Annotated in this window: 24 protein-coding genes; 1 reads left to right on the forward strand and 23 read right to left on the reverse strand. The window is 36.3% G+C overall.

The window, feature by feature from the left end; all coding sequences use genetic code 11:
* Nucleotides 1–21: 21 nt before the first annotated feature.
* From rpoD to ACQCPR_RS11175, 4 genes are all read right to left on the reverse strand, one after another.
* Nucleotides 22–1,146: an RNA polymerase sigma factor RpoD gene (gene rpoD, locus ACQCPR_RS11160; RefSeq protein ID WP_090563807.1), complete on the reverse strand. Its 1,125-nt coding sequence runs from the start codon at nucleotides 1,144–1,146 to the stop codon at nucleotides 22–24.
* Between the two features lie 28 nt (nucleotides 1,147–1,174).
* Complete coding sequence (dnaG, locus tag ACQCPR_RS11165) at nucleotides 1,175–3,004, reverse strand: DNA primase (protein ID WP_427137053.1); 1,830 nt, start codon at nucleotides 3,002–3,004, stop codon at nucleotides 1,175–1,177.
* Nucleotides 3,005–3,219: 215 nt separating this feature from the next.
* Complete coding sequence (locus tag ACQCPR_RS11170) at nucleotides 3,220–4,029, reverse strand: pyruvate, water dikinase regulatory protein (protein WP_093496110.1); 810 nt, start codon at nucleotides 4,027–4,029, stop codon at nucleotides 3,220–3,222.
* An 11-nt stretch (nucleotides 4,030–4,040) separates the two neighbouring features.
* Nucleotides 4,041–4,679 (reverse strand): helix-turn-helix transcriptional regulator, encoded by a 639-nt coding sequence (locus ACQCPR_RS11175; protein WP_427137054.1) that lies wholly within the window; start codon nucleotides 4,677–4,679, stop codon nucleotides 4,041–4,043.
* A gap of 325 nt (nucleotides 4,680–5,004) precedes the next feature.
* Here ACQCPR_RS11175 and ACQCPR_RS11180 point away from each other — a divergent pair, with 325 nt between their 5' ends.
* Nucleotides 5,005–6,387 carry a glycine--tRNA ligase gene (locus ACQCPR_RS11180; protein WP_427137055.1) on the forward strand — a complete coding sequence of 461 codons (1,383 nt, stop codon included), beginning with the start codon at nucleotides 5,005–5,007 and terminating at the stop codon, nucleotides 6,385–6,387.
* A gap of 1,054 nt (nucleotides 6,388–7,441) precedes the next feature.
* On the opposite strand, the gene recO is transcribed toward ACQCPR_RS11180, so the two are convergent.
* The 19 genes from recO to dnaK all read right to left on the reverse strand — a co-directional run bounded on the left by recO (nucleotide 7,442) and on the right by dnaK (nucleotide 26,306).
* A complete protein-coding gene (gene recO, locus ACQCPR_RS11185; RefSeq protein ID WP_090563815.1) occupies nucleotides 7,442–8,230 on the reverse strand; it encodes a DNA repair protein RecO in 789 nt (262 codons plus the stop codon).
* Between the two features lie 18 nt (nucleotides 8,231–8,248).
* Complete coding sequence (gene era / locus ACQCPR_RS11190; RefSeq protein ID WP_090563818.1) at nucleotides 8,249–9,169, reverse strand: GTPase Era; 921 nt, start codon at nucleotides 9,167–9,169, stop codon at nucleotides 8,249–8,251.
* Nucleotides 9,153–9,551, reverse strand: a complete 399-nt coding sequence (locus ACQCPR_RS11195) for a cytidine deaminase (RefSeq protein ID WP_416235970.1) — start codon at nucleotides 9,549–9,551, stop codon at nucleotides 9,153–9,155. The genes era and ACQCPR_RS11195 overlap by 17 nt, the downstream gene beginning before the upstream one ends.
* A 23-nt stretch (nucleotides 9,552–9,574) precedes the next feature.
* Nucleotides 9,575–9,940, reverse strand: a complete 366-nt coding sequence (locus ACQCPR_RS11200) for a diacylglycerol kinase family protein (RefSeq protein ID WP_090563822.1) — start codon at nucleotides 9,938–9,940, stop codon at nucleotides 9,575–9,577.
* Complete coding sequence (ybeY, locus tag ACQCPR_RS11205; RefSeq protein ID WP_090563824.1) at nucleotides 9,927–10,412, reverse strand: rRNA maturation RNase YbeY; 486 nt, start codon at nucleotides 10,410–10,412, stop codon at nucleotides 9,927–9,929. The genes ACQCPR_RS11200 and ybeY overlap by 14 nt, the downstream gene beginning before the upstream one ends.
* Nucleotides 10,413–10,432: 20 nt before the next feature.
* Complete coding sequence (locus ACQCPR_RS11210) at nucleotides 10,433–12,535, reverse strand: HD family phosphohydrolase (RefSeq protein ID WP_090563826.1); 2,103 nt, start codon at nucleotides 12,533–12,535, stop codon at nucleotides 10,433–10,435.
* 303 nt (nucleotides 12,536–12,838) lie between these two features.
* A complete protein-coding gene (locus ACQCPR_RS11215; protein ID WP_090563828.1) occupies nucleotides 12,839–13,792 on the reverse strand; it encodes a PhoH family protein in 954 nt (317 codons plus the stop codon).
* Nucleotides 13,789–14,895, reverse strand: a complete 1,107-nt coding sequence (locus ACQCPR_RS11220) for a sporulation protein YqfD (RefSeq protein WP_427137056.1) — start codon at nucleotides 14,893–14,895, stop codon at nucleotides 13,789–13,791. The genes ACQCPR_RS11215 and ACQCPR_RS11220 overlap by 4 nt, the downstream gene beginning before the upstream one ends.
* The gene (locus ACQCPR_RS11225) at nucleotides 14,892–15,134 is read right to left on the reverse strand and encodes a hypothetical protein (protein WP_090563831.1); all 243 of its coding nucleotides are present in this window, start codon (nucleotides 15,132–15,134) and stop codon (nucleotides 14,892–14,894) included. Before ACQCPR_RS11225 ends, ACQCPR_RS11220 begins: the two co-directional genes overlap by 4 nt.
* A 51-nt stretch (nucleotides 15,135–15,185) precedes the next feature.
* On the reverse strand, nucleotides 15,186–15,614 hold the full coding sequence (locus tag ACQCPR_RS11230; RefSeq protein WP_427137057.1) for a hypothetical protein: 429 nt from the start codon (nucleotides 15,612–15,614) through the stop codon (nucleotides 15,186–15,188).
* 22 nt (nucleotides 15,615–15,636) lie between these two features.
* Nucleotides 15,637–16,635: a flotillin-like protein FloA gene (gene floA / locus ACQCPR_RS11235; RefSeq protein ID WP_090563835.1), complete on the reverse strand. Its 999-nt coding sequence runs from the start codon at nucleotides 16,633–16,635 to the stop codon at nucleotides 15,637–15,639.
* Nucleotides 16,632–17,906, reverse strand: coding sequence for an NfeD family protein (locus ACQCPR_RS11240; protein ID WP_427138940.1), 1,275 nt, complete (start codon nucleotides 17,904–17,906; stop codon nucleotides 16,632–16,634). The genes floA and ACQCPR_RS11240 overlap by 4 nt, the downstream gene beginning before the upstream one ends.
* A 314-nt stretch (nucleotides 17,907–18,220) precedes the next feature.
* Nucleotides 18,221–18,394: a 30S ribosomal protein S21 gene (gene rpsU / locus ACQCPR_RS11245; protein ID WP_016426884.1), complete on the reverse strand. Its 174-nt coding sequence runs from the start codon at nucleotides 18,392–18,394 to the stop codon at nucleotides 18,221–18,223.
* A 298-nt stretch (nucleotides 18,395–18,692) separates the two neighbouring features.
* Nucleotides 18,693–19,364 carry a deoxyribose-phosphate aldolase gene (deoC, locus tag ACQCPR_RS11250; protein ID WP_427137058.1) on the reverse strand — a complete coding sequence of 224 codons (672 nt, stop codon included), beginning with the start codon at nucleotides 19,362–19,364 and terminating at the stop codon, nucleotides 18,693–18,695.
* 697 nt (nucleotides 19,365–20,061) lie between these two features.
* Nucleotides 20,062–21,402: a tRNA (N(6)-L-threonylcarbamoyladenosine(37)-C(2))-methylthiotransferase MtaB gene (mtaB, locus tag ACQCPR_RS11255; protein WP_427137059.1), complete on the reverse strand. Its 1,341-nt coding sequence runs from the start codon at nucleotides 21,400–21,402 to the stop codon at nucleotides 20,062–20,064.
* Between the two features lie 15 nt (nucleotides 21,403–21,417).
* On the reverse strand, nucleotides 21,418–22,158 hold the full coding sequence (locus tag ACQCPR_RS11260; RefSeq protein WP_427137060.1) for a 16S rRNA (uracil(1498)-N(3))-methyltransferase: 741 nt from the start codon (nucleotides 22,156–22,158) through the stop codon (nucleotides 21,418–21,420).
* Between the two features lie 11 nt (nucleotides 22,159–22,169).
* Nucleotides 22,170–23,114, reverse strand: coding sequence for a 50S ribosomal protein L11 methyltransferase (gene prmA / locus ACQCPR_RS11265; protein WP_090563842.1), 945 nt, complete (start codon nucleotides 23,112–23,114; stop codon nucleotides 22,170–22,172).
* 14 nt (nucleotides 23,115–23,128) lie between these two features.
* Entirely contained in the window at nucleotides 23,129–24,250 is a 1,122-nt protein-coding gene (dnaJ, locus tag ACQCPR_RS11270; RefSeq protein WP_090563844.1) for a molecular chaperone DnaJ, read from the reverse strand.
* 229 nt (nucleotides 24,251–24,479) lie between these two features.
* Nucleotides 24,480–26,306: a molecular chaperone DnaK gene (gene dnaK / locus ACQCPR_RS11275; RefSeq protein ID WP_427137061.1), complete on the reverse strand. Its 1,827-nt coding sequence runs from the start codon at nucleotides 26,304–26,306 to the stop codon at nucleotides 24,480–24,482.
* Between the last annotated feature and the right edge of the window lie 3 nt (nucleotides 26,307–26,309).

The following is a 26,309-nucleotide window of genomic DNA, read 5'->3' on the forward strand; positions in this document are numbered from 1 at the left end:
CCATAGTGGATGTCTTCCATTCTATTCTAAAAAGTCTTTAAGACGTTTACTTCTAGAAGGGTGACGCAGTTTTCGTAATGCTTTTGCCTCTATCTGACGAATACGCTCACGCGTAACTCCAAATACTTTTCCAACCTCTTCAAGTGTTCTCGTACGACCATCATCCAGACCGAAACGCAAGCGTAATACATTTTCTTCTCTGTCTGTTAGTGTATCCAAGACATCTTCCAATTGTTCTTTAAGAAGCTCATAAGCAGCGTGGTCAGAAGGAGACTGTGCATCTGCATCTTCTATAAAATCACCTAAATGAGAATCATCCTCTTCACCAATAGGCGTTTCTAAAGAAACTGGTTCTTGAGCAATTTTCAATATTTCACGTACTTTTTCTGCAGGCAAGTCCATTTCTTCCCCAATTTCTTCAGGAGAAGGTTCACGACCTAAATCTTGCAATAATTGACGTTGAACACGAATTAACTTATTTATAGTTTCTACCATATGCACAGGAATACGAATTGTTCTAGCTTGGTCAGCAATTGCACGTGTTATTGCTTGACGTATCCACCATGTAGCGTAAGTACTAAATTTGAACCCTTTACGATGATCAAATTTCTCTACAGCTTTGATAAGCCCCATATTACCTTCTTGAATAAGGTCTAAAAATAGCATACCACGCCCAACATAACGTTTTGCAATACTTACAACTAATCGCAGGTTTGCTTCAGCTAAACGTTTTCTAGCTTCTTCATCGCCTTGCTCAATACGTTCTGCTAGAGCAACCTCTTCTGAAGCTTTTAGTAAGTCTACTCTCCCTATTTCCTTTAAGTACATACGAACAGGGTCATTGATCTTGACGCCAGGTGGAACACTTAAATCATTTAAATCAAAGGTTTCTTCTTTACCTTTCATTAAGCGATCCAAATCTTCTTCATCACCATCTTTTCGACTAAGCTCAATATTTCTACCTTCAAGATTATCAATGAACTCTTCGATTTGATCAGATTCAAGTTCAAAATGAGCTAATTTTTCTGCAATATCATGATATGTTAACTCACCATTTTTTTTACCTAATTCGATTAATTGTTTTTTTGCCTCTTCTAATGATAATTCAATATCTGTTTCTTTTGTACGTTCGGACTTGTCCGCCATAAGAATTCCTCCTTTTACTACCGGATAGTTACTCTAAAGTTTCCAAAGACTTTTTCAACTGAATAGCTTCTTGGGCCAGTTCCAATGCCTTGGAAATATCACTCATTTTTTCTGCTTCTTTTGCTTCATGTAACTTACGTGAAATACGTAGTTCAATCCGGTATTTTCGTATATGGCGCAAACAGTCCATGACTTCCTCTGTTTCATGCTCTGGATCACGTTCTGAGAGCGCTGCTTCCATTACTATTTTTCTTAACTGTGCATCATTTAATACTTCTAAAAAACGTTGAAAATCACCATCTGGATACTCTTCGTAAAATCCAGTTAATCGAACAAACACCACTTCATAAGCATCTCTGATAAAACATTGATCGTCCAAATTCCTTCTTGCAATATCAATTACACTAGGATTGTGAAGCATATGGGAAAGTAATATTCGCTCTGCTCTTTCGTCTGCAGATATTGCTTTCTTTATCTTCGTCATTTCCGGATTAATTGTTAAAGGAATAGATGATTCCTGCTTAGATTGTTTTGCTTGCTTTCCTTGAATTTTACGTAAATGTTGGTAAATAGCTTCTTCTGATACATTAGTTTCTTGTGAAAGCTGACGAATATACAAATCACGTTCAACTGATGAACTTCTATCACTCAGTATTTCCAATATTTCTTGGATATACTGTAAAGTATCATTTTCATTGTTAAAATTTTTATCTCTCTTTGAAACAATCATCATAAATGATAAATATGAATGTGGCTTTTCAATAATCTTTGTTCGAAATGCTTCTTCCCCATAATTTTTAATGTAATCATCGGGATCCATAGCATCTGGAATAATTGCAATCTCCGTTTGTATTTGATGGGCTTGTAAAGCAGTAGAAGCCTTTTTAGCTGCTTCCATACCTGCACGATCACCATCAAAACAAAGCGTGACATTTGAAGTGAGTCTATTTAGTTTGGTTATATGAGTTGACGTCAATGCTGTACCCATAGTTGCAATTCCATTGCCAATACCTGCCTTAGATGCAGCAATAACATCGAGAAAACCTTCAAAAACAATTACATTACGTTGTTTTCGAATATCTAATCTTGCTTTGTCTAAATTATAAAGTACATGGCTCTTTTGGAATATAGGAGATTCTGGACTATTTAGGTACTTGGCCTCATTTTCGTTCTTTTCCAGTATTCTACCAGAAAAGGCAATAACATACCCAGCTTCATCAAAAACTGGAAACATAATTCTTCCACGAAACCGATCGAAATACTTTAATTCATTTTCTTTTCGGATAATGAGACCAGTTTTCTCAATTTCTTGTAAATCCATACCTTTACGTTCAAGTAACGTAGTTAAAGCATCCCATTTGGGAAGGGACCACCCTATCTTATACTTTTCGATAATCTCCTTAGAAAACCCTCTTTCTTCGAGGTAATGTAATGCATTTTCTCCTTCCTCGGTATGAAGCAGTAAATGATGGAAATAGTCACTAGCAAACTCATGAGCTTTTCTCATCATGGAAACCTCTTTGGAAACAGGTGCTTTCGACTCTGTATCCCCAGAAGAACTTTCTTCAATAGCCAATCCAATTCGACTACCAAGTTTACTAACAGCATCTTGAAAAGAAAGATTTTCAATATCCATTAAAAATGTAATTACATTTCCACCAGCTCCACAACCAAAGCAATGAAAAATTTGCTTTTCATGTGTTACTGAAAAAGATGGTGTCTGTTCACCATGAAAAGGACATAAACCAAAATAGTTTCGACCTCTTTTGGTTAGTTGAACATATTCGCTTATGACGTCGACAATATCATTGTTATTTCTAACTTGTTCGATTACCTCTTCTTCTATACGACCCGACACTTTTTCACCATCTTTACTTGCTACTTTAATAATTCGTTAAATGAAAGAAAAATCCTGCAAGAATCGACAAAAAAATCATATAAATAATTTTATAATAATTATTTTCCACAAATAACTATTATAAAACATTTTAAACTAATAATCTATTATTATCTATTCGATAGACAATAGAAAAAACCTTTTCACTATCGTGAATCGGTTTAAAATCTTCCAAATTATTTTTGTTGGATGTGATTGATTACTACATTAGCAGTCTCTTCTACCGCCCTGTTCGTCACATCAATAACAATACAACCAATTTTTTTAGCGATTTTCTCAAAGTGATCAATTTCTTCATTGATTCTTTCTATTTTAGCATAACTTGCATCATCATTTAAACCAATTGCTTTCAATCTTTCTTTTCTAATAGAATTTAGTTTTTCTGGAGTAATGACTAATCCTACACATTTTGCTGGATCAACTTGGAAAAGTTGCTCCGGTGGGTCTACTTCTGGTACAAGTGGAACGTTTGCTACTTTGAATCTTTTGTTCGCCAAATACTGTGATAATGGAGTTTTAGAAGTTCTAGATACCCCTATAAGTACTATATCCGCTTGAAGTAACCCTCTTGGATCTCTTCCATCGTCATATTTTACCGCAAATTCTATTGCTTCAATTTTTTTAAAATAATCTTCATCTAACTTTCTTACTAGACCAGGTTCTTCAAAAGGTTTTTCATCTAATTCTTTTTCAAATAGATTAATAACCGGTCCTATTAAATCGACAGACTCTAAATTATATAAGTTACAGTATTCTATTAATGCTTGACGCATTTTTGTTTGTACAAGTGTATACAAGATAATAGCACCTTGCTCCTTAGCAAGTTCTGTAATTTCTTTAATATGGTCTAAAGAATCAATATGAGTAAATCTCTTAAATTTAGTATGCTGTAGACCAGGTCTAAATTGACTTATTGCCGCTTTTGCTACTAGTTCGCCCGTTTCTCCTATAGAATCCGAGACTATAAACAGGTTTAGCATTTTCATCGTTTCACTCCTTATAGATCATGGTCATCGGCTAATGATAAAAAGGCTCGAGTAATATTAGTCTTTGTAATTCTACCAATCACTTCTAACCCATTTTCCCCTTCTTTTACAACAGGTAGGGAATCAATTTGTCGACTCATTAATTTTTTGGCCACTTCAATAAGTGTATCCTCTTTCAAACAATACGTTATGTTAGGCATCCTTGTCATAATCATATGTACTGGAATTTTGTTTAAATCTTGGTTGCCAATACTTGTTCGCAAAAAGTCTTTTCTTGAAAGAACTCCTGAAAGTAACGAATTTTTATCAAGAACAAATAATGACCCAACATCTTCTAAAAACATATGACATATAGCATCATATACCGTCATACTTTCATCAACAACTACTGGAATTGATTGAAAATCTTTCACTGTCATTTGTGCTATATTGTCTGATATTGCTTGGCTTGTTTTTTTGCCAGAATAAAAGTACCCCACACGTGGACGAGCATCTAAAAAGCCTGCCATCGTTAATATAGCTAGATCTGGACGTAGCGTGGATCTAGTTAATTTCAGTCTCTCCGCAATTTGTTCGCCAGTGATAGGACCGTTTCCTTTTACTATGTCCAAAATTTCATTTTGCCGTTTGTTGAGTTCGATTGGACTCACCGCCTCAAAGTGTTATACTTAATACTAAATAATTATATACTACTTTCTAGGTTATTGCGAAGTAAAGTTGCTCATGATACAATAGCAACAAATGATAAAGCGTTGAAGAGCATTATAAGTACTACATCCTAAGCGAGTGGGGTCAGTGAAAGCCCACATTGTAGGAAAACGGCAGCTTGGAGCTTATGCTTTTAAAGAGGATTGTTTTTTAACAATCAATCGGGGTGGAACCGCGGGTTAATAACTCGTCCCCGGGCACTTATTGCCCGGAGACGAGTTTTTTGTGTTCCGGGATAAAGTGACAAAATTTAATGGAGGTTATCAAATGACAATTACAATGGAAAACGTAGTTAGTTTAGCAAAACAAAGAGGTTTTGTATTTCCTGGATCTGAAATTTATGGTGGTTTAGCTAATACATGGGATTATGGCCCCCTTGGTGTGGAACTAAAAAATAACGTCAAAAAAGCTTGGTGGAAAAAATTTGTTCAAGAATCACCTTATAACGTAGGTTTAGATGCAGCTATTTTGATGAATCCTAAAACTTGGGTTGCATCTGGTCATATAGGTAACTTTAATGATCCAATGATTGACTGTAAGAAATGTAAATCTCGTCATCGCGTAGATAAAATCATTGAAGATGCACTAGACAAAAAAGGTATTGAAATGGTAATAGACGGCCTTTCATTTGAGAAGATGGAAGAAATCATGAAAGAGCACAATGTTGTTTGTCCGTCATGTGGTGCTTTTGATTACACAGAGATTCGCCAATTCAACTTAATGTTCAAAACGTTCCAAGGTGTAACTGAAGCTTCTACAAATGAAATCTTCTTACGTCCTGAGACTGCACAAGGTATTTTCGTAAATTATAAAAATGTTCAACGCTCTATGCGCAAAAAAATGCCTTTCGGTATTGCACAGGTAGGTAAAAGTTTCCGTAACGAAATTACACCAGGAAATTTCACATTCCGTACAAGAGAGTTCGAACAAATGGAACTAGAATTCTTCTGCAAGCCTGGTGAAGATATGGAATGGTTTGAATTCTGGCGTAATTATTGTAAAGAATGGCTATTAAACCTAGGTGTGTCTGAGGATACTATTCGTTTACGTGACCATTCAGAAGATGAACTTTCTCATTACTCTAACGCAACAACAGATATCGAATATAAATTCCCATTCGGTTGGGGTGAGCTGTGGGGTATTGCAGATAGAACTGATTTTGATTTAAAACAGCATATGGAGCATTCAGGGGAAGATTTCAATTATATTGACCCTGTAACAAACGAACGTTATGTACCGTATTGTATCGAACCTTCTCTAGGAGCTGACCGTGTAACATTAGCATTCCTTTGTGAAGCATTTGATGAGGAAGAATTAGAAGGTGGCGATGTACGTACTGTATTACGCTTCCACCCTGCATTAGCACCAGTTAAAGCAGCAATTTTACCACTTTCTAAAAAATTGTCTGAAGGAGCAACTTCTTTGTTCTCAGATTTAAGCAAGCACTTCATGGTGGAGTATGATGAATCCCAATCTATTGGTAAACGTTACCGTCGACAAGATGAAATCGGTACTCCTTTCTGCATCACATATGATTTCGATTCAGAAGCAGATGGCCAAGTTACTGTACGTCACCGTGATTCGATGGAACAAACTAGAATGCCAATTGCAGATGTAAAAGCATACATCGAAAATCACTTACAATTTTGATATTAAATCACTATTGAGTGATTGTTAAAAATAAACGCAAGAATGTTGTTCGCCAAGTTGAACAATATTCTTGCGTTTTGCTTTGCCAATAAAAAAAAGAGTGATGAATCCATGTAGATGCTTCTACACGGATCTGCGCTGCCGCACACTACGCATGAGCCCTCAATGATGGTCGCTATTACTCCTTCATCCTTTTTGAAGTCTCATACTTCGCGCTCTTGCGGCTTGAAAGGCGCACATCCTAGCTATCAGTGGTAATTCAGAAATCAGCTTCTAAAATGACACGATAATGCATTTGAAATATATAAAACCTTTAAAATTAATGGTCAAGTTTTCCATTCCGCAAGTAAATCATCTCTAAGCGCAACTAACTAACTAACTAACTAACTAACTAACTAACTAACTAACTAATAATCGCAAGTAACCTGTTGGGCAGCGCAAGTAAAATCCACATGAACGCAAGTATCCACCGATTCAAAGCAAGTAACAAGAGAGATGGATCCATTGGGATGCCTTCTACACGTCTGTTTGCTTCTGCTTAAGCTATGATTTATTCAATCTATTTTGTGTTCCATAACTTTTGATTTATTTCATCGTACTTAAAACACTTACTTTGCTCAATCTTAAAGTTAAGATTAACTCGCCTATTGATTGAAGTGTAACTCGGCGACTCCAGCGGGAACAGTGAGAAAGTCGAGATCCCGCAGTGAGCGAAGCGAACGAGGAGGCTCGGCCTCGCCCGCGGAAAGCGTCCGCGTGAAACGGAAATCACAGTATTACTATCACTTAAAAATACCTTCTGCAATCATCATCCCTTTAATAATTATCTCGATAAATCTTAAAGTCTAAATTTACTCGCCTATTGATTGAAGTGTAACGCGGCGACTCCAGCGGGAACAGCGAGAAAGTCGAGACCCCACAGGGAGCGTAGCGAACGAGGAGGCTCGGTCTCGCCCGCGGAAAGCGTCCGCGTGAAACGGAAATCTTAGTGTCAATTCTCCTCTGATACACCTATTGCTTTTTTAGTACAACAAAAAAATCCAAGTCCAAAGAATTAGTCTTCTTCGGGACTTGGATCTTCTTTACGCGGTGTGAAAAACTCTGGGGTTTTCTCCATTTGATCTAAAAAGTGTTGCGACTTTAATCGTATTCCGACTTGTTCGCTATAAATCGTTCGGACAATTTTTTTAATAAAACCTTTTGTCTCTTTTTTGAGTGTCAGCTTACCTACTTGATCAATGGGAACTGTATAAAAGGTCCGAATAAGCTTCACTTGAGATGGAGAGAGTCTGATAATATATGGGTCAATCGAAAAACATCGATGGCAAAGAAATCCTATTTGTGAAAAAGAAAAAGCAAATTCTCCATCTGTTGCTCCGCAATTGGTACATTGATGAAGGGTTGGATAGATACCTGCTGTCGGAAGAAGCTTCCATTCCACAAACAAACTAATTGCCTCTGGATCATATTCTTCTGATATAGCATGTAATGCCTGTTGTAATATTTCAAATAACTGAGGCTTAGGTGCTTCATCATCAATTAATTTGTCCACTAATTCCATTATAAAACTTGCGTATGCAGTAGCAAATATATCTTCTCGAACAGATCTCATAGAGTCAATAATTTCACCTTGCTGCAAAGTCCCCATTCCTCTTCCTTGCTGTATCAAAAAATAGCCATACGTAAAAGGCTGAGATATAGAAGCTAAACGGCTAGTTGGTTTTTTTGCCCCCCGAGCCATAGCTGCTCGCTTCCCCAATTCACGTGAAAAAATGGTAACGATTTTATTAGATTCTCCATAAGAAGAAGCTCGTAAGACAATACCCTCTACTTTTTGTAGCAATTGCCTCACCTTCTTTCTTTAATACTCGTCGTCTCTAAAACCATAATCTTTCAAATGAGCTGATTTATTTCGCCAATCCTTTTGTACCTTTACCCATAGCTCTAAGTATACATTTGTTCCTAAAAGCATTTCGATATCTTTACGTGCTCTTGTCCCTACCTCTTTAAGTAAGGCACCTTTTTTACCGATGACTATACCTTTTTGGGAATCTCTTTCCACTACGATTGTTGCAGAAACACGAATCATATCTTTTTCCGTATCTTCTTCTTTTTTAATTTTATCTATTACAACTGCTATCGAATGTGGAATTTCTTCCCTCGTCAAATGTAAAACCTTTTCACGAATTAGCTCAGAAATAATAAATCTTTCGGGGTGATCCGTTACCTGATCGGCAGGATAGTACTGTGGTCCCTGTGGTAAATACGACTGAATTGTTTCAAGTAATTTATCAACGTTATTACCTTGTAAAGCAGAAATTGGAAGGATTTCTGCAAAGTCATATTTCTTTGTATAGGATTCAATAATATCGACTAATTTTTCGGGATGAACTTGGTCAATTTTATTAATTACTAGAAATACCGGTGTTTCATTTTTTTCAAGCATTTCCATGATGTACTCATCAATCTTCCCTCTTGGTTCCACTGCGTTTACCATGAACATAATTACATCTACTTCACGTAGTGTATTTTTAGCAACTTTAAGCATAAAGTCCCCAAGCTTATGTTTGGGTATATGAATCCCAGGTGTATCGATGAAAATCATTTGACTATTTTCCAAAGTTAGAACACCTTGTACTTTGTTACGAGTAGTTTGAGGTTTATCGCTCATAATAGCAATTTTTTGTCCTATTACTCGATTTAAAAATGTAGACTTCCCTACATTTGGTCGACCTATTATCGATATAAATCCTGATTTATAATTCTCATTGTTTTGCAGCATAATCCATATCCTCCGTTGTAAAGGCCCCAGGCAATAATTCTGCAACCGTTGTTTCTAATACATTTCCCTTTAAGTTTGTTAAATAAACAGGCATATCCTTATCACAAAACTCCACTAATACTTGTCTACAAGCACCACAAGGAGAAATAGGTCCTTCTGTATCGCCTGAAACAGCAATTGCCGTGAACTCTTTTTTCCCTTCTGACACTGCCTTAAAAATTGCAGTGCGTTCTGCACAATTCGTTAACCCAAATGATGCATTTTCAATATTGCAGCCAAGAATCACTTCGCCGTCTTTTGTTAAAAGTGCTGCCCCTACTGGAAATTTCGAATATGGGACATACGCTTTCTCTCTTGCTGTAATGGATGCTTCTAGTAACATTTCTTTATTCAAATGACTCACCTCTATAATATGATACCCGACCATTTCGGGATAAATATGATTAAACCAACAATTACAGTACAAATAGCATATATTAAACATGCTCCCGCTGCTAAATCTTTAGCCTGTTTAGCTAACGGGTGTAATTCCGGAGTTACCAAATCGACGATACGTTCTATGGACGCATTTACTAATTCTATCATGAACATACCAAAAATCGATAGAACAATGATTATCCATTCTATTTGCGATAAACCTGTCAACATTCCAACTATCGTAACAACTACTGCTGCAAATACATGAAATCGAAAATTTTGTTCACTTTTTAAAACATGGCAAATTCCATTTGCAGCATATATAAAGGAACGAAAAAATTTACGAAAGTTCATGGCCTTCACGTTTCAACCCAAAAGCTTGTAGAATAGATTCTTGTAAACCAAACATCTCTTTTTCTTGTTCTTCCGTTTCATGATCATACCCTAATAAATGTAGAAAACCATGAACTGCTAAGAAGCATAACTCCCGCTCAAAAGAATGCATATAGGATTCCGCTTGTTCCGTTGCACGTTGTACTGAAATGATAATATCTCCTAACATCGTCGGAATATCTGCGTTCATAATTTCTATTTCTCCTTCTCCCATTTCTTCCATTGCAAAGGAGATTACATCGGTTGCCACATCTTTGTTTCGATAAGTTTTATTAATTTCTTGGATAGCATCATTCGTTACAAATGTTACACTAACCTCACTGCCTTCTTTAACAGAAAGTTGTTCACCTGCTGACTGCAATACCTTTCCTACAAGAGCTAAGGTCTCCTCTGATACTGTGTTTGTCTCATCCATTAAATCTAGTTCTAACATATTATTAGCTCCTTGCATTATTATTTGGGATATTCAATCCGCGAATGGAATGTTCCATTCATAGTTGTACAAAAACTCTCTTCCATTTTCTTTATTTCCTTTAAAGACAGATCGCATTCATTGAATTGCCCATCTAATAATTTATCTTTAATAATAGACTGTATTAATTTTTGAATCTTATCAGCATCTGGTTCTTTCATGGACCGAACAGCTGCTTCTACACTATCTGCTACAGAAATAATTGCGATTTCTTTTGTTTGAGGTTTTGGACCAGGATAACGGTAATCCTCTTCTTTCACATTACTATTTGTTTCTTTTTCTTTAAAATAAAAGAATTTCAACAAACTTGTACCATGATGTTGCGCCGCTACATCTACAATTTCTGTCGGTAATTTATGTTTCCGCAAAATCTTCGCTCCATCCACCGCATGTGCAATAATAATATCTCTGCTTGCCTCTGGAGACAAATTATCATGCGGATTATAACCGTTTACTTGATTTTCGATAAAAAATCCAGGTCGATTTGTTTTACCTATATCATGATAATAACAACCAACTCGTGCAAGCAATCCATTAGCTCCAATCGCTTCACAAGCAGCTTCTGCTAAATTGGCCACCATTAAACTGTGATGATAAGTGCCGGGTGTCTCGGTTAATATTTTCTTCAACAAAGGATGGTTAGGATTGGATAATTCAATGAGTCTCATAGTAGATAATATGCCAAAGAAAGATTCAAAGAAAGGTAGTATCCCAATTGTCATAGCACCAGATAGTACCCCAGACAGCATAGCTGCTCCTACATAAAATAAAATATCTGTAAATTCATAGGAAGCCTTCGTCATTAATAAATAAAATAAAATAAACACAATATTAATAGAAGAAACAATTAAACTGGAGCGCAATATTTGTGAATTAGTATGCATCCTTTGCATCGCAAAGATACCTGCAACTCCACCAAATAATATGTATAACGAGGCTTCCATTTGAAATACATTTGTATAGCCTTCTTGAAAAATAATACCTGCATATGCAGCAGACACAAAATTAGAAATATAAGCTGCACGTTCATTTACCAATAAATAAACAAGCATTGCAACCATCGCTGTAGGAAATAAAAATGCTATAATTACATCAAAATTATATGCGACAGACTGTATCACCTTCATCATTAATACAGATAAAATGACACTGAAAGCTACAACAATCAAATTCTTCGAGTTGTTTATAGTTTGCTCTTTCCTAATAATTGTTTGTCCAAATAAGACCCACATCGTAAGTCCTACAAATAAAACTACTCCCAGATATGGTCTATAGGATGCTTTATTCGTCAACATACCCAGCAACTCAAGTTGTCGATAGACTTCTCTATCAATAATTTCACCCTTTTGAACGAGTATTTGCCCTTGAAGTATGCGAGTGGGCTCTACGCTTGCTTTCGCCTGTTCTATTCGTTCCTCGGTTAAACTCTCATTTACCACCTCTGTTGCGACAATTGAGGTTTTTGCAATACTAGAGAGTACATTTTTATAATCCTGGGAATAAACAAAATTGTTATTTATTTGCTGACCAATTTTCTCTCTTGAAATAGATACATTTTCCATTCGAATTGGTTCACTTAATGTTGTCTCCACTAGCTCGGATAACTTCGTTTTTGAATCGTCCAAAATAATATTATTTTGATTTAAAAGTATGACTAACATATCGTCATTAAGTGGTACATAGCTTGCGTTCTCTGCCAATTCTTCCATATCTTTTTTTAGCTTGTCTACTAAAGTAGCAGTTGTATCTTCTGCATTTGCATTTTCTTTTACATGCAAGACACTATCAAAAATAGACTCTGTTATTGCCGCTTGGTTAGCAGCGGTCTCGTCTTGGAATTGGTAAACAGCTGGAACTTCCTGCTCCGTTTTTTTGCGTTCTTCTTCTGTTTTAACGGAGTCTTCCATGGTTTTAACTGCTCTTATCGTATCAGGTGAAAGCTGGAACAACTCAAAATCATACTTACTTTCCTTTACATTGCCGATTAACAAAAAAAACAGGCATATGGCTGTAATAATAATGACGATGAAAGGGAGATACTTATGATTTCTCCATTCTCTCCACTTTATTAGGATATTTTTCATTTATTCTCATCCCCCCACCAACTAGTTATTCCATTATACCTTATTTTTTTCACAATTCACTAATGTTTCCCTAATAAACAAAAGCGAAAGCGCCTATCTCAGCCCTGACAATCGTTGGAGGAATTGCAATAAAGGCGTTTTTAACCTTTATTCATAAGAGCGATTCGAGGGGTTAGTCGCTGGAGTCTTGACAGGGAATTACTTGTAAAAAGTTATCCTCTTGCCAAAGATTTTATAATTTCCTAATGCAACAAAGAAGCAACTGTCTAAACATAGACCGTTGCTTCTTTTGGGTTTAGGTTATTATTGTTCTTCATATGCTTGTATAATTTTTGCAACTAGTGGATGACGGACTACATCTCCTTGCTCTAAATATTGAAAATGAATTCCGGCAACATTTTTTAATATTTTTTCCGTAACGATTAAACCTGATTCCGCACCCTTTGGTAAGTCAATTTGAGTTTTGTCACCAGTGATTACCATTTTAGAACCAAATCCTAATCGCGTTAAGAACATTTTCATTTGAGCTTTTGTTGTATTTTGAGCTTCATCTAAAATAACAAAAGCATCATCTAATGTACGACCACGCATATAGGCTAAAGGTGCAATTTCAATCGTCCCTCGTTCCATAAGACGATCTGTCTGTTCTGTACCCAACACATCATGTAGCGCATCGTATAACGGTCTTAAATATGGGTCTACCTTTTCTTTTAAGTCACCAGGTAGAAAACCTAAGCTTTCTCCCGCCTCGACTGCTGGACGTGTTAAAATGATTTTTTTCACATGTGCATTTTTAAGTGCCTGTGTTGCCATCACTACCGCTAAGTACGTTTTTCCAGTACCAGCAGGACCAATACCAAAAGTAAGATCAGTGTGTCTTATTCCTTGGATATACTCTCGTTGCCCTATAGTTTTAGCTCGAATAGCTTTACCTTTTGTATTTCGTGCAATTTCCTCATCGTATAAGCTAGAAAAATATTCAATTGTACCATTCAAGCTCATCTCAATTGCAGAAGAAACATCACGCAGGTTAATATTAATACCTTTTCGAATTACTGCTAATAGTTGTATCATTAGCTGTCTAGCGTCTTCTACATTTTTTTCTTCACCAATAATCTGAATTTGTTCACCTCTTGTAATGAGTTGAACTTTTAGCTCCGCTTCAATAAGTTTTACATTTTTATCCGAAATGCCAAGCAGCATTACCGCTTCGGCTGGATCTTGCAAATTAATATCTAATTGTTTAGTTTCGCTCATGCTTCGTCTCCTTGGGGTATAACATGTGGTATTGCAATATTTTCATTTATTAGTAAAAGTATCTTCCCTTTTACTTTATCATCTTGTATTGATACCTGTAAAACTTTATCCTCTAATAATTGTGTTCCTGTTGGTAATTCTTTAATAATTTTTTGAAATAGGAGCGGCCGTATGAGATGTTCAATGGATTCCTCAGTCAGGGAATAGGTTATTTGATGTTTCTTTTGTACATAGCCTGCCTGAACGTATTTTTGGATAAAAGCAGGTAGCTGTATTTCCTTCCAAAACATCTGTTTATCGCTCACTTTTTTTTGTATTACCAATTCTGTTGAGTTTGGATTAATGACAGCAACCTGTGTTGGAAGTTCAAATGATAACTCTATCCAATAGTTGGCATACACTTTTCCTTCTGCACTCGTAATAATCCTTTTGTTCCCTTGGGTTACAAACCCATTTACGAGGACATCTCCTTTTTTCACAGCAATGTTTTTTTCAACTGCTCTCACACCTTTTGTTAGTGTAAAATCTGTTATTACTCCACTTCTCTTTGCTATTAGATTGACAGCCGGTGCATCCTTAAGCTCTTTTTCTGTTTGCGGAGGTGCTAGCATCGGAGACACTGTAAAGGTAGAACCAGATTTTGAAAAATGAACCCAAGAATACTCTTTATGTTCTAGTAATATATTTTGACGTATTTCTTGCTCCTCTGGCAGTTTAGATGCAATCATTCTTGTTTTAATGCCCATTTCTTTTAATTGTTCAGTCAACAAAATATTACTTTCAGGAGAATCTGAATCAATTTGAATAGACCAGATAAATTGAGCTAATAATACTGGGATTATTAAAAAAAAGAAGACCCCTATTACAGATGCTGAGTAAATAGAGATAGTACTCTCTTTTAGTTCATTTTCTAGATTTATCGAGAGCTTTAGTTTTTTTCTTACTTTCCGAAATGCTTTCAAATCTTTTGCTTGAATAGAAAAGTTTACATGATTCTCGTTTGTATGAAGCTGGTACACTTCGATATTTTGTTCCTTTAAACTTTTATAGAGAGTAAATTGGTCTGTAGTAATTGGTGCTTGTATTTTAATAAGTCGCCTCATACTGTTTTTTCCTTCCTAGTTAGATTAAAAAACTGAAGATTGTGCACATGAAGATGCAGCCTATCGCTAGACATGGATTTTATGTGCAAGCTTTCGGCATGAATTTCTAAAAGAAAGTGGTCATACGTACAGACTATACTGTTTTCTTTTAAACGAACTAATGAAAATTCATAATCCAATATAATATCATCAAAGCTATCTACCATAATACTCGCGTGGAGTGGAAATAATTGCTTCACAAAAAAACACCCCTTTACATGAATTTATGCATGTAAAGGGGTGTTCATGAGTTATCTTTTGGATTTTGGTGGGGCAAGTATTTCAGAAAAAATTATTCCTTTGATTAAGTCGTCCTGACTACTAGGTATTAAACTGTCAACTACTGGAGTAGGTATAGTTACAGATACATTTTTCTGGTGTGTACTTAATCTACCTGAGCTCCTAGCTACTCCTTGATCACGTTTAACTTCTCGCTCCATTTTTTCTACTTTTACAGGTACTTCTTTTACTATAGGAGGCTTAGTTTTCATCTCCTGCTGTCTTTCACTCGTAAACTGTTTAGCAAAATCACCTAATTCTTTAAATGGATTTTCTGAAACAGTTTTACGCATTGGGGTGCTATTTACTGGTTTTTCAACAGATTTTTTGTCGGATTCTTTATTATTTTTGAAAAAAAGACTAAAAATCGCTGCGATGATTATAGGAATGAAAGCTTCCAAGGAGATCGGCTCCTTTCCGCTATTATTTTAGCTCGTCGGTTGAAGGTTTATCTCCGCCGACCTTACTAATAGAATCTCTCATACCAGTATCTGCTTTGATATTATTATAATTCATGTAATCCATAACACCGATATTACCATCACGAAGTGCTTCAGCCATTGCTAATGGAACAGCCGCTTCCGCTTCTACAACTTTCGAACGCATCTCTACAACTTTTGCTTTCATCTCTTGTTCAGATGCTACAGCCATTGCACGACGTTCTTCTGCTTTTGCCTGGGCAATTTTCTTATCTGCCTCTGCTTGCTCTGTTTGTAATTCTGCTCCGATGTTTTTACCGATATCAACATCCGCAATATCAATCGATAGAATTTCAAATGCAGTTCCGGAATCTAATCCTTTCCCTAAAACTGTTTGAGAAATTAAATCTGGATTTTCTAATACTCGTTCATGACTTACACTAGAACCAATTGTTGAAATGATCCCTTCCCCTACTCGGGCTACAATTGTTTCTTCACCAGCACCACCGACTAATCGGTCAATATTAGCACGAACTGTAATACGTGCTTTAGCTTTAACTTCAATCCCATTCATCGCAACACCTGCAATGAATGGTGTTTCAATAACTTTAGGATTTACGGACATCTGAACCGCTTCTAAAACGTCACGACCAGCAAGATCGATTGCTGCTGCTCTTTCAAATGTTAGTTCGATATTAGCACGGTGTGCAGCAATTAATGCGTTAACAACACGGTCTACATTACCACCAGCCAAGTAATGACTTTCCAATTGGTTAATAGCAACTTCAAGTCCTGCTTTATGTGCTTTGATCAACGGATTAACGATACGAGAAGGAATAACTCGACGTAACCTCATCCCTACTAATGTAAATATACTAATTTTTACCCCTGCTGCTAGTGCGGAAATCCATAGCGTAATTGGGAAAAATGTGAAAAATACTGAAAGTACTATAAATGCAAGTACGATAACGACGATTAAAGTAATTGTTGAACCTGTAATCATTCTGTTGCCTCCCCTTCTACTGCTTCTCGTACAACTATACGAGAGCCTTCTACTTTAATAATTTTAACATGTTTGTCTTTTCCTATAAAACTTCCATCTGAAACTGCATCAATTCTTTCATTATCGATACGTATAGTTCCAGCAGGTCTAAGTGGTGTCATAGTTACAGCAACTTTTCCGACTAGTTCCACTCGATTTTTATTGGAAACATATCCTTTTTCTGTTGTAGTCGCATCCGACAAAATCACTTTATTCAACACTTTTAATTCCTTACCAAAGAACTTCATAATAATCACCATTCCCACTATAGCTACTGATAAAGCAATAATAACAGCGATAATCATTTGCTCAATATCGCCACCAGCTAATATTATACTAGCAATAATAGCTGCCGCCCCTAATATACCACTAATTCCTCCGGGCAGGAAGAACTCTCCAATAATAAGTAAGACTCCAATAACAAAAATAATTATTGTTTCATACCCAGCCAGACCTGCAACTAAATGTCCAAAAAAGAAAAGAACTAACGAGATAAGTCCCATAGTACCTGCAACACCAAACCCAGGTGAATAAAGCTCGACGATTAAACCCAAACTTGCTATAGACAATAAAATTGGTACTACAATTGGATTTGTTATAAAACGAGCAAGGGATTCCATAAAGGTCTCTTCTGTTTCTATCACTTTTGCTCCAGCAAGGTTAGTTGCTTGAAGTAGTTCATCAAATGAACTAACTGTTCCTTTAGAATATTCTACTTCTAAAGCCTCTGCTGAAGTAAGAGTCAATAATTTGCCAATAGGTGCTCTGTATTCAGGTAAGTCAATTGAATCGTCTGCCATTGCTTGAGCAAATAAAGGATTTTTTCCTGCTAACTCAGCAGCATTTTTCATTTTAGCCTTCCACGCACTGTTCGCCTTTTCATCAGCAGTGTTTCCACTACTGTCAATAACTGCAGCTGCACCGATTGTTCCACTCGGCGACATATAAATTTCATCCGTATGAAGCGCTAAATATGCTCCTGCAGATAATGCTTCTGAATTAATATATGAAATTGTACGAATGGATGTCGAGTCCAATAAATTAGCAATATCTTCTGCAGAATCTACAAAGCCACCAGGGGTATTGATTTCTAAAATAATTGCTTCTGCTCCAGCCTCTTCTGCATCATGGATAGAACGTTTCAGAAATGCATATAATCCTTTTTCTACTTCTTTGTACACAGGTATTTTATAAACTTCTGTAGAATTTGCAGTAAAAGTAGGGATCATCATTCCAAATGATAGGATTAACAAACAAAGAGAAATGGCATAACGAGAAAATTTCACCACTTAACCTCCTTTCTTCTATATGTATACTCCTATTTACGATGGAGTTATCAAAAAGTTTCATAAAATAAAAATAAACCGAGAAAATAAATTTTCTCGGTTTACATAATTGTAAATTTTAATCATAAAGTACGTGTTTTGAACGTAGGGATGGTTGGGATAATATACCACTTACGTTAACGTGCAGCTTCTGATTTCTTTTTACGTTTCCGCTCAGGTTTTAGAAACCATAGCTTCGAAGCTTTGTAAATTTAAATTTATTAGAATTTACGTTTACGGGCAGCTTCAGATTTCTTTTTACGCTTTACGCTTGGTTTTTCATAAAACTCGCGCTTTCTTACCTCTTGAATTGTACCACTTTTAGATACAGTACGTTTGAAGCGGCGAAGAGCATCTTCAAGCGATTCGTTTTTACGAACGACAGTTTTTGACATCTCTTTTTCCCTCCCTCCGAACACACGTCAAGTACATAACCAAGTGTTATGTACTAAAAAATTATACCGTATTGTAGAGACTTGGTCAATACTTTGATATAAATTTAACTTAATTTAGCTGAATGTTAAAACTTCCAACTCATTCAATTAAATCCTTCAGCAAATCTAAAAGGTTTTATAACTAAAGATGTTTGCCCTAGGTTGATGGTATGGTATCTTATCCGCCAACAGCTATCAGACCCTCATAACTCTGGTTAAAGCTCAATTAGAAATCTTCAAGCAATACAGCAGGAGTTAATTAATAATCAGATTTACTTTCTAATCCTTTTACAATTTCTACTCCAGAACTTGCACCAATTCTTGTCGCTCCCATTTTAACCATCGCCTCAACATCAGCTAGATTTCGAACACCACCAGAAGCTTTCACTCCTAAGTTTGGCCCAACAGTTTCGCGCATTAGTTTAACCGCTTCTATCGTTGCTCCTCCAGTTGAAAAACCGGTTGATGTTTTCACAAAGTCTGCACCTGCAGCTTTAGATAATTCACTAGCTTTAATAATTTCTTCATTTGTTAATAAACAAGTTTCTAAAATAACTTTAACAATTGCCTTGTCTTTTGCTGCAGTTACTACTGCTTCGATATCTTTTTGTACTAAGTTATAATCTTGGTCTTTCAATGCACCAACATTTAATACCATATCAATTTCATCTGCACCATTTTCAATAGCATTAGTAGTTTCAAACGCTTTAACTGCTGATGTACTTGCACCTAAAGGGAATCCGATAACAGTACAAACCTTTACTGGACTTTCTTTTAGTAGCGATGCACTTAAATTTACCCAAGTAGGGTTAACACATACCGATGCAAAATTATACGTTTTAGCTTCCTCACATAATTTTTCGATTTGGTTTTTAGTTGCGTCTTGTTTAAGTAAAGTATGATCTATTAATGCTGCAATATTTTCAGTCATTTGTTATTCCCCTTTCAAGATGTACGTACCTCTTAATAATACTCTTAATAAGATGAAAAGCGCAAGTAGATTACATTTTTTAAGCAAGAAATGATTCAAGATAAAGTAGTTATCAATAATGGTATTCTCTAGACGGATGTGCGCTTGCCGCACGCTACGCATGAGCCTTCTAGGAAGTGTCGCTATCGCTCTTCTTCCTTTTTGAAGTCTCATTCTTCGCGCTCTTGCGGCTTGGAAGGTGCACATCCTAGTGACTGCTGATTCGAAAAAGTATATCTTTCTAAAATTACGGATCATTTGCATTTTGGCCTAAATGCATATTTGTAATAAGTTTCCTTTCTGCAGGTAAATGATTATGATAATGACATCTCGCATTATTTACCTATTTTATTTCATCATGTTTAGAATACTAATTATGCCCAATCTTATAGTTAATAACTACTCACTTAATTGATTGAAGCGCAAAGCGGCGACTCCAGCCGGAATAGCTTGAGTTGAAGACCCCGCAGGAGCATATGTTTTCGAAGCGACGAGGAGGCTGAAGCCAAGCCCGCGGAAAGCGTCCGCCTGAAGCGGAAATCACAGCGGTATGATTAATTTAATCATCAAGAAACCAGTAATCGGGTGACAATTATTAATACTTTTTCTTCTTTTTTTTCAAAAAAAAACCGGTGAAATAATTTCACCGGTTTCAGCTTTATACTAATTCTGCTACTTCATCTAGTATCCTTACGAATTGTCCTTCATTGTATGGATAACCAGCTTTTGTGATTTTCACGCGTACTAACTTTCCGATTAAATCCTCAGAACCTGGGATAACAACCTTTAAGTAATTGTCTGAATAACCTTCTACCATATTAGATGCTGAATCTAGCTTATAAGATTCTTCAGGAATAATTTCAAGTACTTCGTCTTCAAATTTAGAAGCATACTCTACAGCTAATTGATCATTTAAAGTGATTAAACGATGGACACGTTCATTCTTTACGTCCTCATCTACTTGGTTATCCATTCTTGCTGCTGGTGTTCCAGTACGTTTAGAGTATGGAAATACATGCAGCTCGGAGAATTTTTGGTCACGAATAAAGTTAAACGTCTCTATAAATTCTTCCTCTGTTTCACCTGGGAAGCCAACAATAACATCCGAAGTAATAGCAAGATCTGGCAACGCCTCTCTTAAACGATCTAATCGATTGGCAAAAAACTCCATAGTATATTTTCTACGCATTCTTTTCAACACGGTATCTGAACCAGATTGAATAGGAATATGCAAATGTCTTACTACAATTTTAGAATCTCTTAAGACATCGATTACTTCGTCAGATAATTGGCTTGCTTCAATCGAACTAATGCGAAGTCTTTTTAAACCTTTGACGTTGTTTTCAATATCTCTTAATAGTTGAGCTAGATTATAATCCTTTAAATCTTCACCGTATCCACCAGTATGGATACCAGTTAGAACTATTTCCAAATAACCTGCATCAACTAATTGTTGTGCCTGTCTAACTACTTCTTCTGGATCTCTTGAACGCATAAGACCACGAGCCCAAGGGATAATACAAAAAGTACAGAAATTATTACAGCCTTCTTGTATTTTTAAGGATGCACGAGTTCTATCTGTGAAAGTTGGTACATCTAATTCTTCATAAACTCGATTTTTCATAATATTTCCTACAGCATTGATCGGTTTACGTTCAGTTTTATACTGTTCAATATAATCTAACATTTTGGTGCGTTCCTGTGTTCCCACGACGATATCTACTCCTGGTATTGCCATAATTTCTGCAGGAGAGGTTTGTGCATAACAACCAGTTACACAAATAACTGCATCTGGGTTTTGGCGAACGGCACGACGAATCACTTGACGACTTTTTTTGTCTCCAGTATTCGTTACAGTACAGGTATTTATAACATAGACATCTGATTGTTTTTCAAATTCAGTACGACTATACCCATTTTCTTTAAATAATTGCCAAATAGCTTCAGTTTCATAGTGATTTACTTTACAACCTAACGTATGGAATGCAACGGATGACAAGTTCTCACACCTCTTTCATTCAAATTCATAAGAAATTGCTGACAGCGCATATAACGGTGCAGTTTCAGTTCGAAGAATCCTAGGTCCTAGCGCAATTGTCTGAAAATCATTTTCTAATAATAGCTTTATCTCAGCTCGATCTAGTCCACCTTCCGGACCAAATACGATAAGTATCGATTGTTTATCATACACTTTTTTTAATTGTTCAGCAAACTTTTGTCGTTCCTGAATTTTTGCATCTTCTTCATCCGCTACAAATTTTACATCGAATGTTATAGATATTTCCAGTAACTCTTTTAAAGAGATTGGATTATGTATTTGTGGAATAGTAGAACGATGAGATTGCTCAGCTGCTTCCTTAGCAATTTTTTGTAATCTCGCTACCTTTTTCTCGTTTTTGGACTTATCCCATTTTACGATAGATCTTTTTGCTTCATATGGAAATAATTCATACATACCCAGTTCCGTTGCCTTTTGAGTAATCAATTCTAGCTTGTCTCCTTTCGGAAGACCGCAAACAAGTGACACTTTCTTTGGCATTTCATTGGTATTGGCTAACATTTCTTTTACTGTTAGATGGACAGATTTTGAAGTGCCTTCTATGATTTCCATCGTATACGTTTGGTTATTTGTAACAACAAAAACTTGATCACCCGGTGACATGCGCATCACCTGAATCATATGATGCGCGTCATCTCCGGTAATTGTCACCGTATTATTCTCACTTATAGGTTCATTTGTAAAATAACGTTGCATGACAATCTCCTTTAGTTAACAGGTTTTCTAGAAATGATTGTAACCCAGTCTTCCATCATCATAACTTCCTCGATTTCAAATCCCGCTTGTTGTAAAGAATCTTTTACATCTTCCTTTTTCGTCGCAATAATTCCGGAAGTAATAAATAATCCACCTTCTTTTACAATCGTAAATGCATCATCGGTAAATGTCATGATGATTTCTGCTAATATATTTGCCACTACTATGTCCGCTTGTTCATTCACATTATCTAAAAGATTGCCATGTGTTACTTGAACAATATCGTCTACTTTGTTTAAGGCAATATTTTCAATAGCAGATCTAACAGCCACTTCATCTAAATCTAGAGCATGAATCTTAGATGCTCCTAGTTTCGCAGCACCAATAGAAAGGACTCCAGAGCCTGTTCCTACGTCGATAACACTTGATGCTGTCTGGACAGTTTTCTCTAATGCTTGAAGACACATAACTGTTGTTGGATGAGTTCCTGTTCCAAACGCCATTCCAGGATCAAGTTCGATAATCAATTCGTCAGTGGTCACCCGTTCATAATCTTCCCAAGTTGGCACAATAGTAAATCGATTAGAAATTTTCACAGGATGATAATACTTTTTCCAAGCAGTAGCCCAATCCTCTTCATCGACTTCTTGAACTGTTATAACGTTATGACCTAGATCTATATTGAATTTTGTTAAATTGTTGATAGCAAGTTTGATCTCTTCCATTGTTTCTAATAAAAAACTCGTTTCAGCTAAATAAGCTTTTACGCGTACGCCATCTACCGGAAAATCATTTGGGTTTAAGCTGTAAATTTCACCAAATACATCTTCTCGTTCTCTTCCTAATTCTTCCGAGTCTTCGATAACTACACCACTTGCACCAGCTTCATGCAAAATATTACTTACCGCTTCAACCGCTTCATTTGTAGTATGGATGGATAATTCAGACCATTTCACTTGCGCCAACTCCTTTATTCGCCTTTTAATGTCTTTTTGATCTTATCAAATAATGAACTGCCTTGCTCTTCTGGAATATCTCCACTGATTTCAGCAAATTCACGTAATAATTGCTTTTGTTTTTCTGTTAACTTTTTCGGAGTAACCACTTTCACAATTACATGCTGATCTCCAACACCATAGCCATGAACATTTTTTATACCTTTTCCTTTTAAACGGAAATTCGCTTGCGATTGAGTTCCAGCTGGGATCTTAAGTTTTACTTTGCCTTGTACTGTTGGAACTTCAATTTCATCACCTAGAGCTGCTTGGGCGTATGTTAAAGGTAACTCGTAATAAATATCGTCGCCGTCACGTTCAAAACGTGGATCTGCTTTTACACGGAAGACGATATATAAATCACCTGCTGGTCCACCGTTTACTCCAGGTTCACCTTGGCCGCTTACACGTAGCTGTTGACCATCATCAACACCAGCTGGAATTGTAACTTTAATTTTTTTGCGTTTATTAACTGTTCCTTTACCGTGACAAGTAGCACATTTATCTTTAATAATGTTACCTGTTCCTTGACAGTGATTACATGCCCGTTTTGTTTGTACACGACCAAATGGGGTATCTTGGGTAACATTCACTTGACCAAGTCCGTTACAATGTGAACATTTTTCTGGTTTTGTACCAGGTTTTGCACCTGATCCAGAACATGTTTCACAATTTTCTTCTTTAGAAACTTCAATTTCTTTTTCTTTTCCAAACACTGCTTCTTCAAACTCAATAGTCATCGAATACTGAAGATCATTCCCTTTTCTTGGAGCGTTAGGGTCACGTCGTCTAGAACCTCCACCACCAAAGAATGAACTAAAGATATCTTCAAATCCAAATCCATCAGCACTTCCACCAAAGCCGCCAAACCCTTGGTTAGGACCGGCATGACCAAACTGATCATAAGATGAACGTTTTTGCTCATCACTTAGTACTTCATATGCTTCGGAAATTTCTTTAAACTTATCCTCTGCACCAGCTTCTTTGTTAATGTCTGGGTGAAATTGTTTAGAAAGCTTACGATATGCTTTTTTTATCTCGTCTTGAGTTGCGCTCTTAGAAATACCAAGAACCTCATAATAATCACGTTTATTCATCTTTCACTCTCCTGCTCTGTTAACTTGCACATAGAAATAATTGTACCATGTTCAAATTCCTAATAGCAAAACTTTGAAAATTTAATCATTCAAATTAATTTATGTTTATTTCTACTTCAACGCACTTTCATTTTTCGAAGTTAGCGCAGCATTCATTTTTCCTATACAGTAAGAAAAGCCAAAGCCGGAACCGGTCTTTGACTTTTTGCTTACCGACACTTAAACAATCTTACTTGTCTTTATCGTCGTTTACTTCTTCAAATTCTGCATCTACTACACCGTCATCAGAAGGACCAGCTTGTTCTGCATTAGCTGCAGCATCCGCTTGCGCTTGTTCATACAATTTCATTGTAAGCTGTTGAACAATTTCATTTAGTTTATCTTTTTTCGTTTTGATATCTTCTAAGTTTCCAGCTTCTAAAGCAGCTTTTAACTCTTCTTTTGCACCTTCAGCAGATTTTTTCTCTTCTTCTGATACTTTATCTTCTAGATCTTTTAATGTTTTTTCAGTCATGAATACTAATTGATCCGCTTCATTTTTTACTTCTGCTTCTTCTTTACGTACTTTATCCGCTTCTGCATTAGCTTCTGCTTCTTTTACCATACGCTCGATTTCTTCGTCAGAAAGTGAAGAGTTAGATTGGATTGTGATATTTTGTTCTTTTTGTGTCCCTAGATCTTTTGCTTTAACATTTACTATACCATTTTTATCGATATCAAATGTTACTTCAATTTGTGGAACACCACGTGGTGCTGGTGGAATATCCGCTAGCTGGAAGCGTCCAAGTGTTTTATTGTCCGCAGACATAGGACGTTCACCTTGAAGTACATGAATATCTACTGCAGGCTGGTTATCTGCCGCAGTTGAGAATGTTTGTGATTTTGAAGTAGGGATTGTTGTATTACGTTCAATTAGTTTAGTAAATACGCCACCCATTGTTTCAATACCTAAAGAAAGTGGTGTTACGTCAAGAAGTACAACGTCTTTTACATCTCCAGTTAATACTCCACCTTGCACAGCAGCTCCCATAGCTACTACTTCATCTGGGTTTACACCTTTATGTGGTTCTTTACCAGTTTCTTTTTTAATAGCATCTTGTACTGCTGGGATACGAGTAGAACCACCAACAAGGATTACTTTATCGATTTGAGAAGCAGATAATCCAGCATCTTTCATCGCTTGACGAGTAGGTACCATTGTACGTTCAACTAATGAAGCAGTTAAATCGTCAAATTTTGCACGAGTCATTGTAACTTCTAAGTGAAGTGGTCCAGCTTCTCCTGCAGTGATGAACGGAAGTGAGATTTGAGTTGATGTTACACCTGACAAATCTTTTTTCGCTTTTTCAGCAGCATCTTTTAGACGTTGAACTGCCATCTTATCTTTAGACAAGTCGATACCATTTTCTTTTTTGAATTCTTGTACTAAATAATCCATTAATACTTGGTCAAAGTCATCTCCACCAAGACGATTATCACCAGCAGTTGCTAGTACTTCAAATACGCCATCTCCTAGTTCAAGGATAGATACGTCAAATGTACCACCACCAAGATCATAAACTAGAATTTTTTCATCGTGATCCATTTTATCTAAACCATAAGCAAGTGCAGCAGCAGTTGGTTCGTTGATAATACGTTCTACTTCAAGACCAGCGATACGACCAGCATCTTTAGTAGCTTGACGTTCTGCATCATTAAAGTAAGCAGGAACTGTAATTACTGCTTTCGTTACTTTTTCACCTAAGTATTCTTCTGCAAAACCTTTTAAGTATTGAAGAATCATTGCTGAAACTTCTTGTGGTGTATATTCTTTTCCTTCAGCTGAAACTTTTTCGTTTGTACCCATTAAACGCTTAACAGATGCAATTGTATTAGCATTTGTAATAGATTGACGTTTTGCAACTTCCCCTACTTGTTTTTCGCCATTTTTAAAGGCAACTACTGATGGAGTAGTACGATTACCTTCTGGATTCGGAATTACTTTTGGTTCTCCACCTTCTAATACAGATACACATGAGTTTGTTGTTCCTAAGTCAATACCAATAATTTTAGACATTTA

The sequence above is a fragment of the Psychrobacillus psychrodurans genome, assembly GCF_050209195.1.
In the GTDB taxonomy this organism is placed as follows: domain Bacteria; phylum Bacillota; class Bacilli; order Bacillales_A; family Planococcaceae; genus Psychrobacillus; species Psychrobacillus psychrodurans.

Bases quoted from the DNA above. Each gene is read 5' to 3' on its own strand.
- rpoD (WP_090563807.1), bottom strand. From the start codon at position 1,146: ATGGCGGACAAGTCCGAACGTACAAAAGAAACAGATATTGAATTATCA.
- ACQCPR_RS11170 (WP_093496110.1), bottom strand. From the start codon at position 4,029: ATGAAAATGCTAAACCTGTTTATAGTCTCGGATTCTATAGGAGAAACG.
- ACQCPR_RS11180 (WP_427137055.1), top strand. From the start codon at position 5,005: ATGACAATTACAATGGAAAACGTAGTTAGTTTAGCAAAACAAAGAGGT.
- era (WP_090563818.1), bottom strand. From the start codon at position 9,169: ATGCTGCAAAACAATGAGAATTATAAATCAGGATTTATATCGATAATA.
- ACQCPR_RS11195 (WP_416235970.1), bottom strand. From the start codon at position 9,551: ATGTTACTAGAAGCATCCATTACAGCAAGAGAGAAAGCGTATGTCCCA.
- ACQCPR_RS11200 (WP_090563822.1), bottom strand. From the start codon at position 9,940: ATGAACTTTCGTAAATTTTTTCGTTCCTTTATATATGCTGCAAATGGA.
- ybeY (WP_090563824.1), bottom strand. From the start codon at position 10,412: ATGTTAGAACTAGATTTAATGGATGAGACAAACACAGTATCAGAGGAG.
- ACQCPR_RS11210 (WP_090563826.1), bottom strand. From the start codon at position 12,535: ATGAAAAATATCCTAATAAAGTGGAGAGAATGGAGAAATCATAAGTAT.
- ACQCPR_RS11215 (WP_090563828.1), bottom strand. From the start codon at position 13,792: ATGAGCGAAACTAAACAATTAGATATTAATTTGCAAGATCCAGCCGAA.
- ACQCPR_RS11220 (WP_427137056.1), bottom strand. From the start codon at position 14,895: ATGAGGCGACTTATTAAAATACAAGCACCAATTACTACAGACCAATTT.
- floA (WP_090563835.1), bottom strand. From the start codon at position 16,635: ATGATTACAGGTTCAACAATTACTTTAATCGTCGTTATCGTACTTGCA.
- ACQCPR_RS11240 (WP_427138940.1), bottom strand. From the start codon at position 17,906: ATGATGATCCCTACTTTTACTGCAAATTCTACAGAAGTTTATAAAATA.
- rpsU (WP_016426884.1), bottom strand. From the start codon at position 18,394: ATGTCAAAAACTGTCGTTCGTAAAAACGAATCGCTTGAAGATGCTCTT.
- deoC (WP_427137058.1), bottom strand. From the start codon at position 19,364: ATGACTGAAAATATTGCAGCATTAATAGATCATACTTTACTTAAACAA.
- ACQCPR_RS11260 (WP_427137060.1), bottom strand. From the start codon at position 22,158: ATGCAACGTTATTTTACAAATGAACCTATAAGTGAGAATAATACGGTG.
- dnaJ (WP_090563844.1), bottom strand. From the start codon at position 24,250: ATGAATAAACGTGATTATTATGAGGTTCTTGGTATTTCTAAGAGCGCA.
- dnaK (WP_427137061.1), bottom strand. From the start codon at position 26,306: ATGTCTAAAATTATTGGTATTGACTTAGGAACAACAAACTCATGTGTA.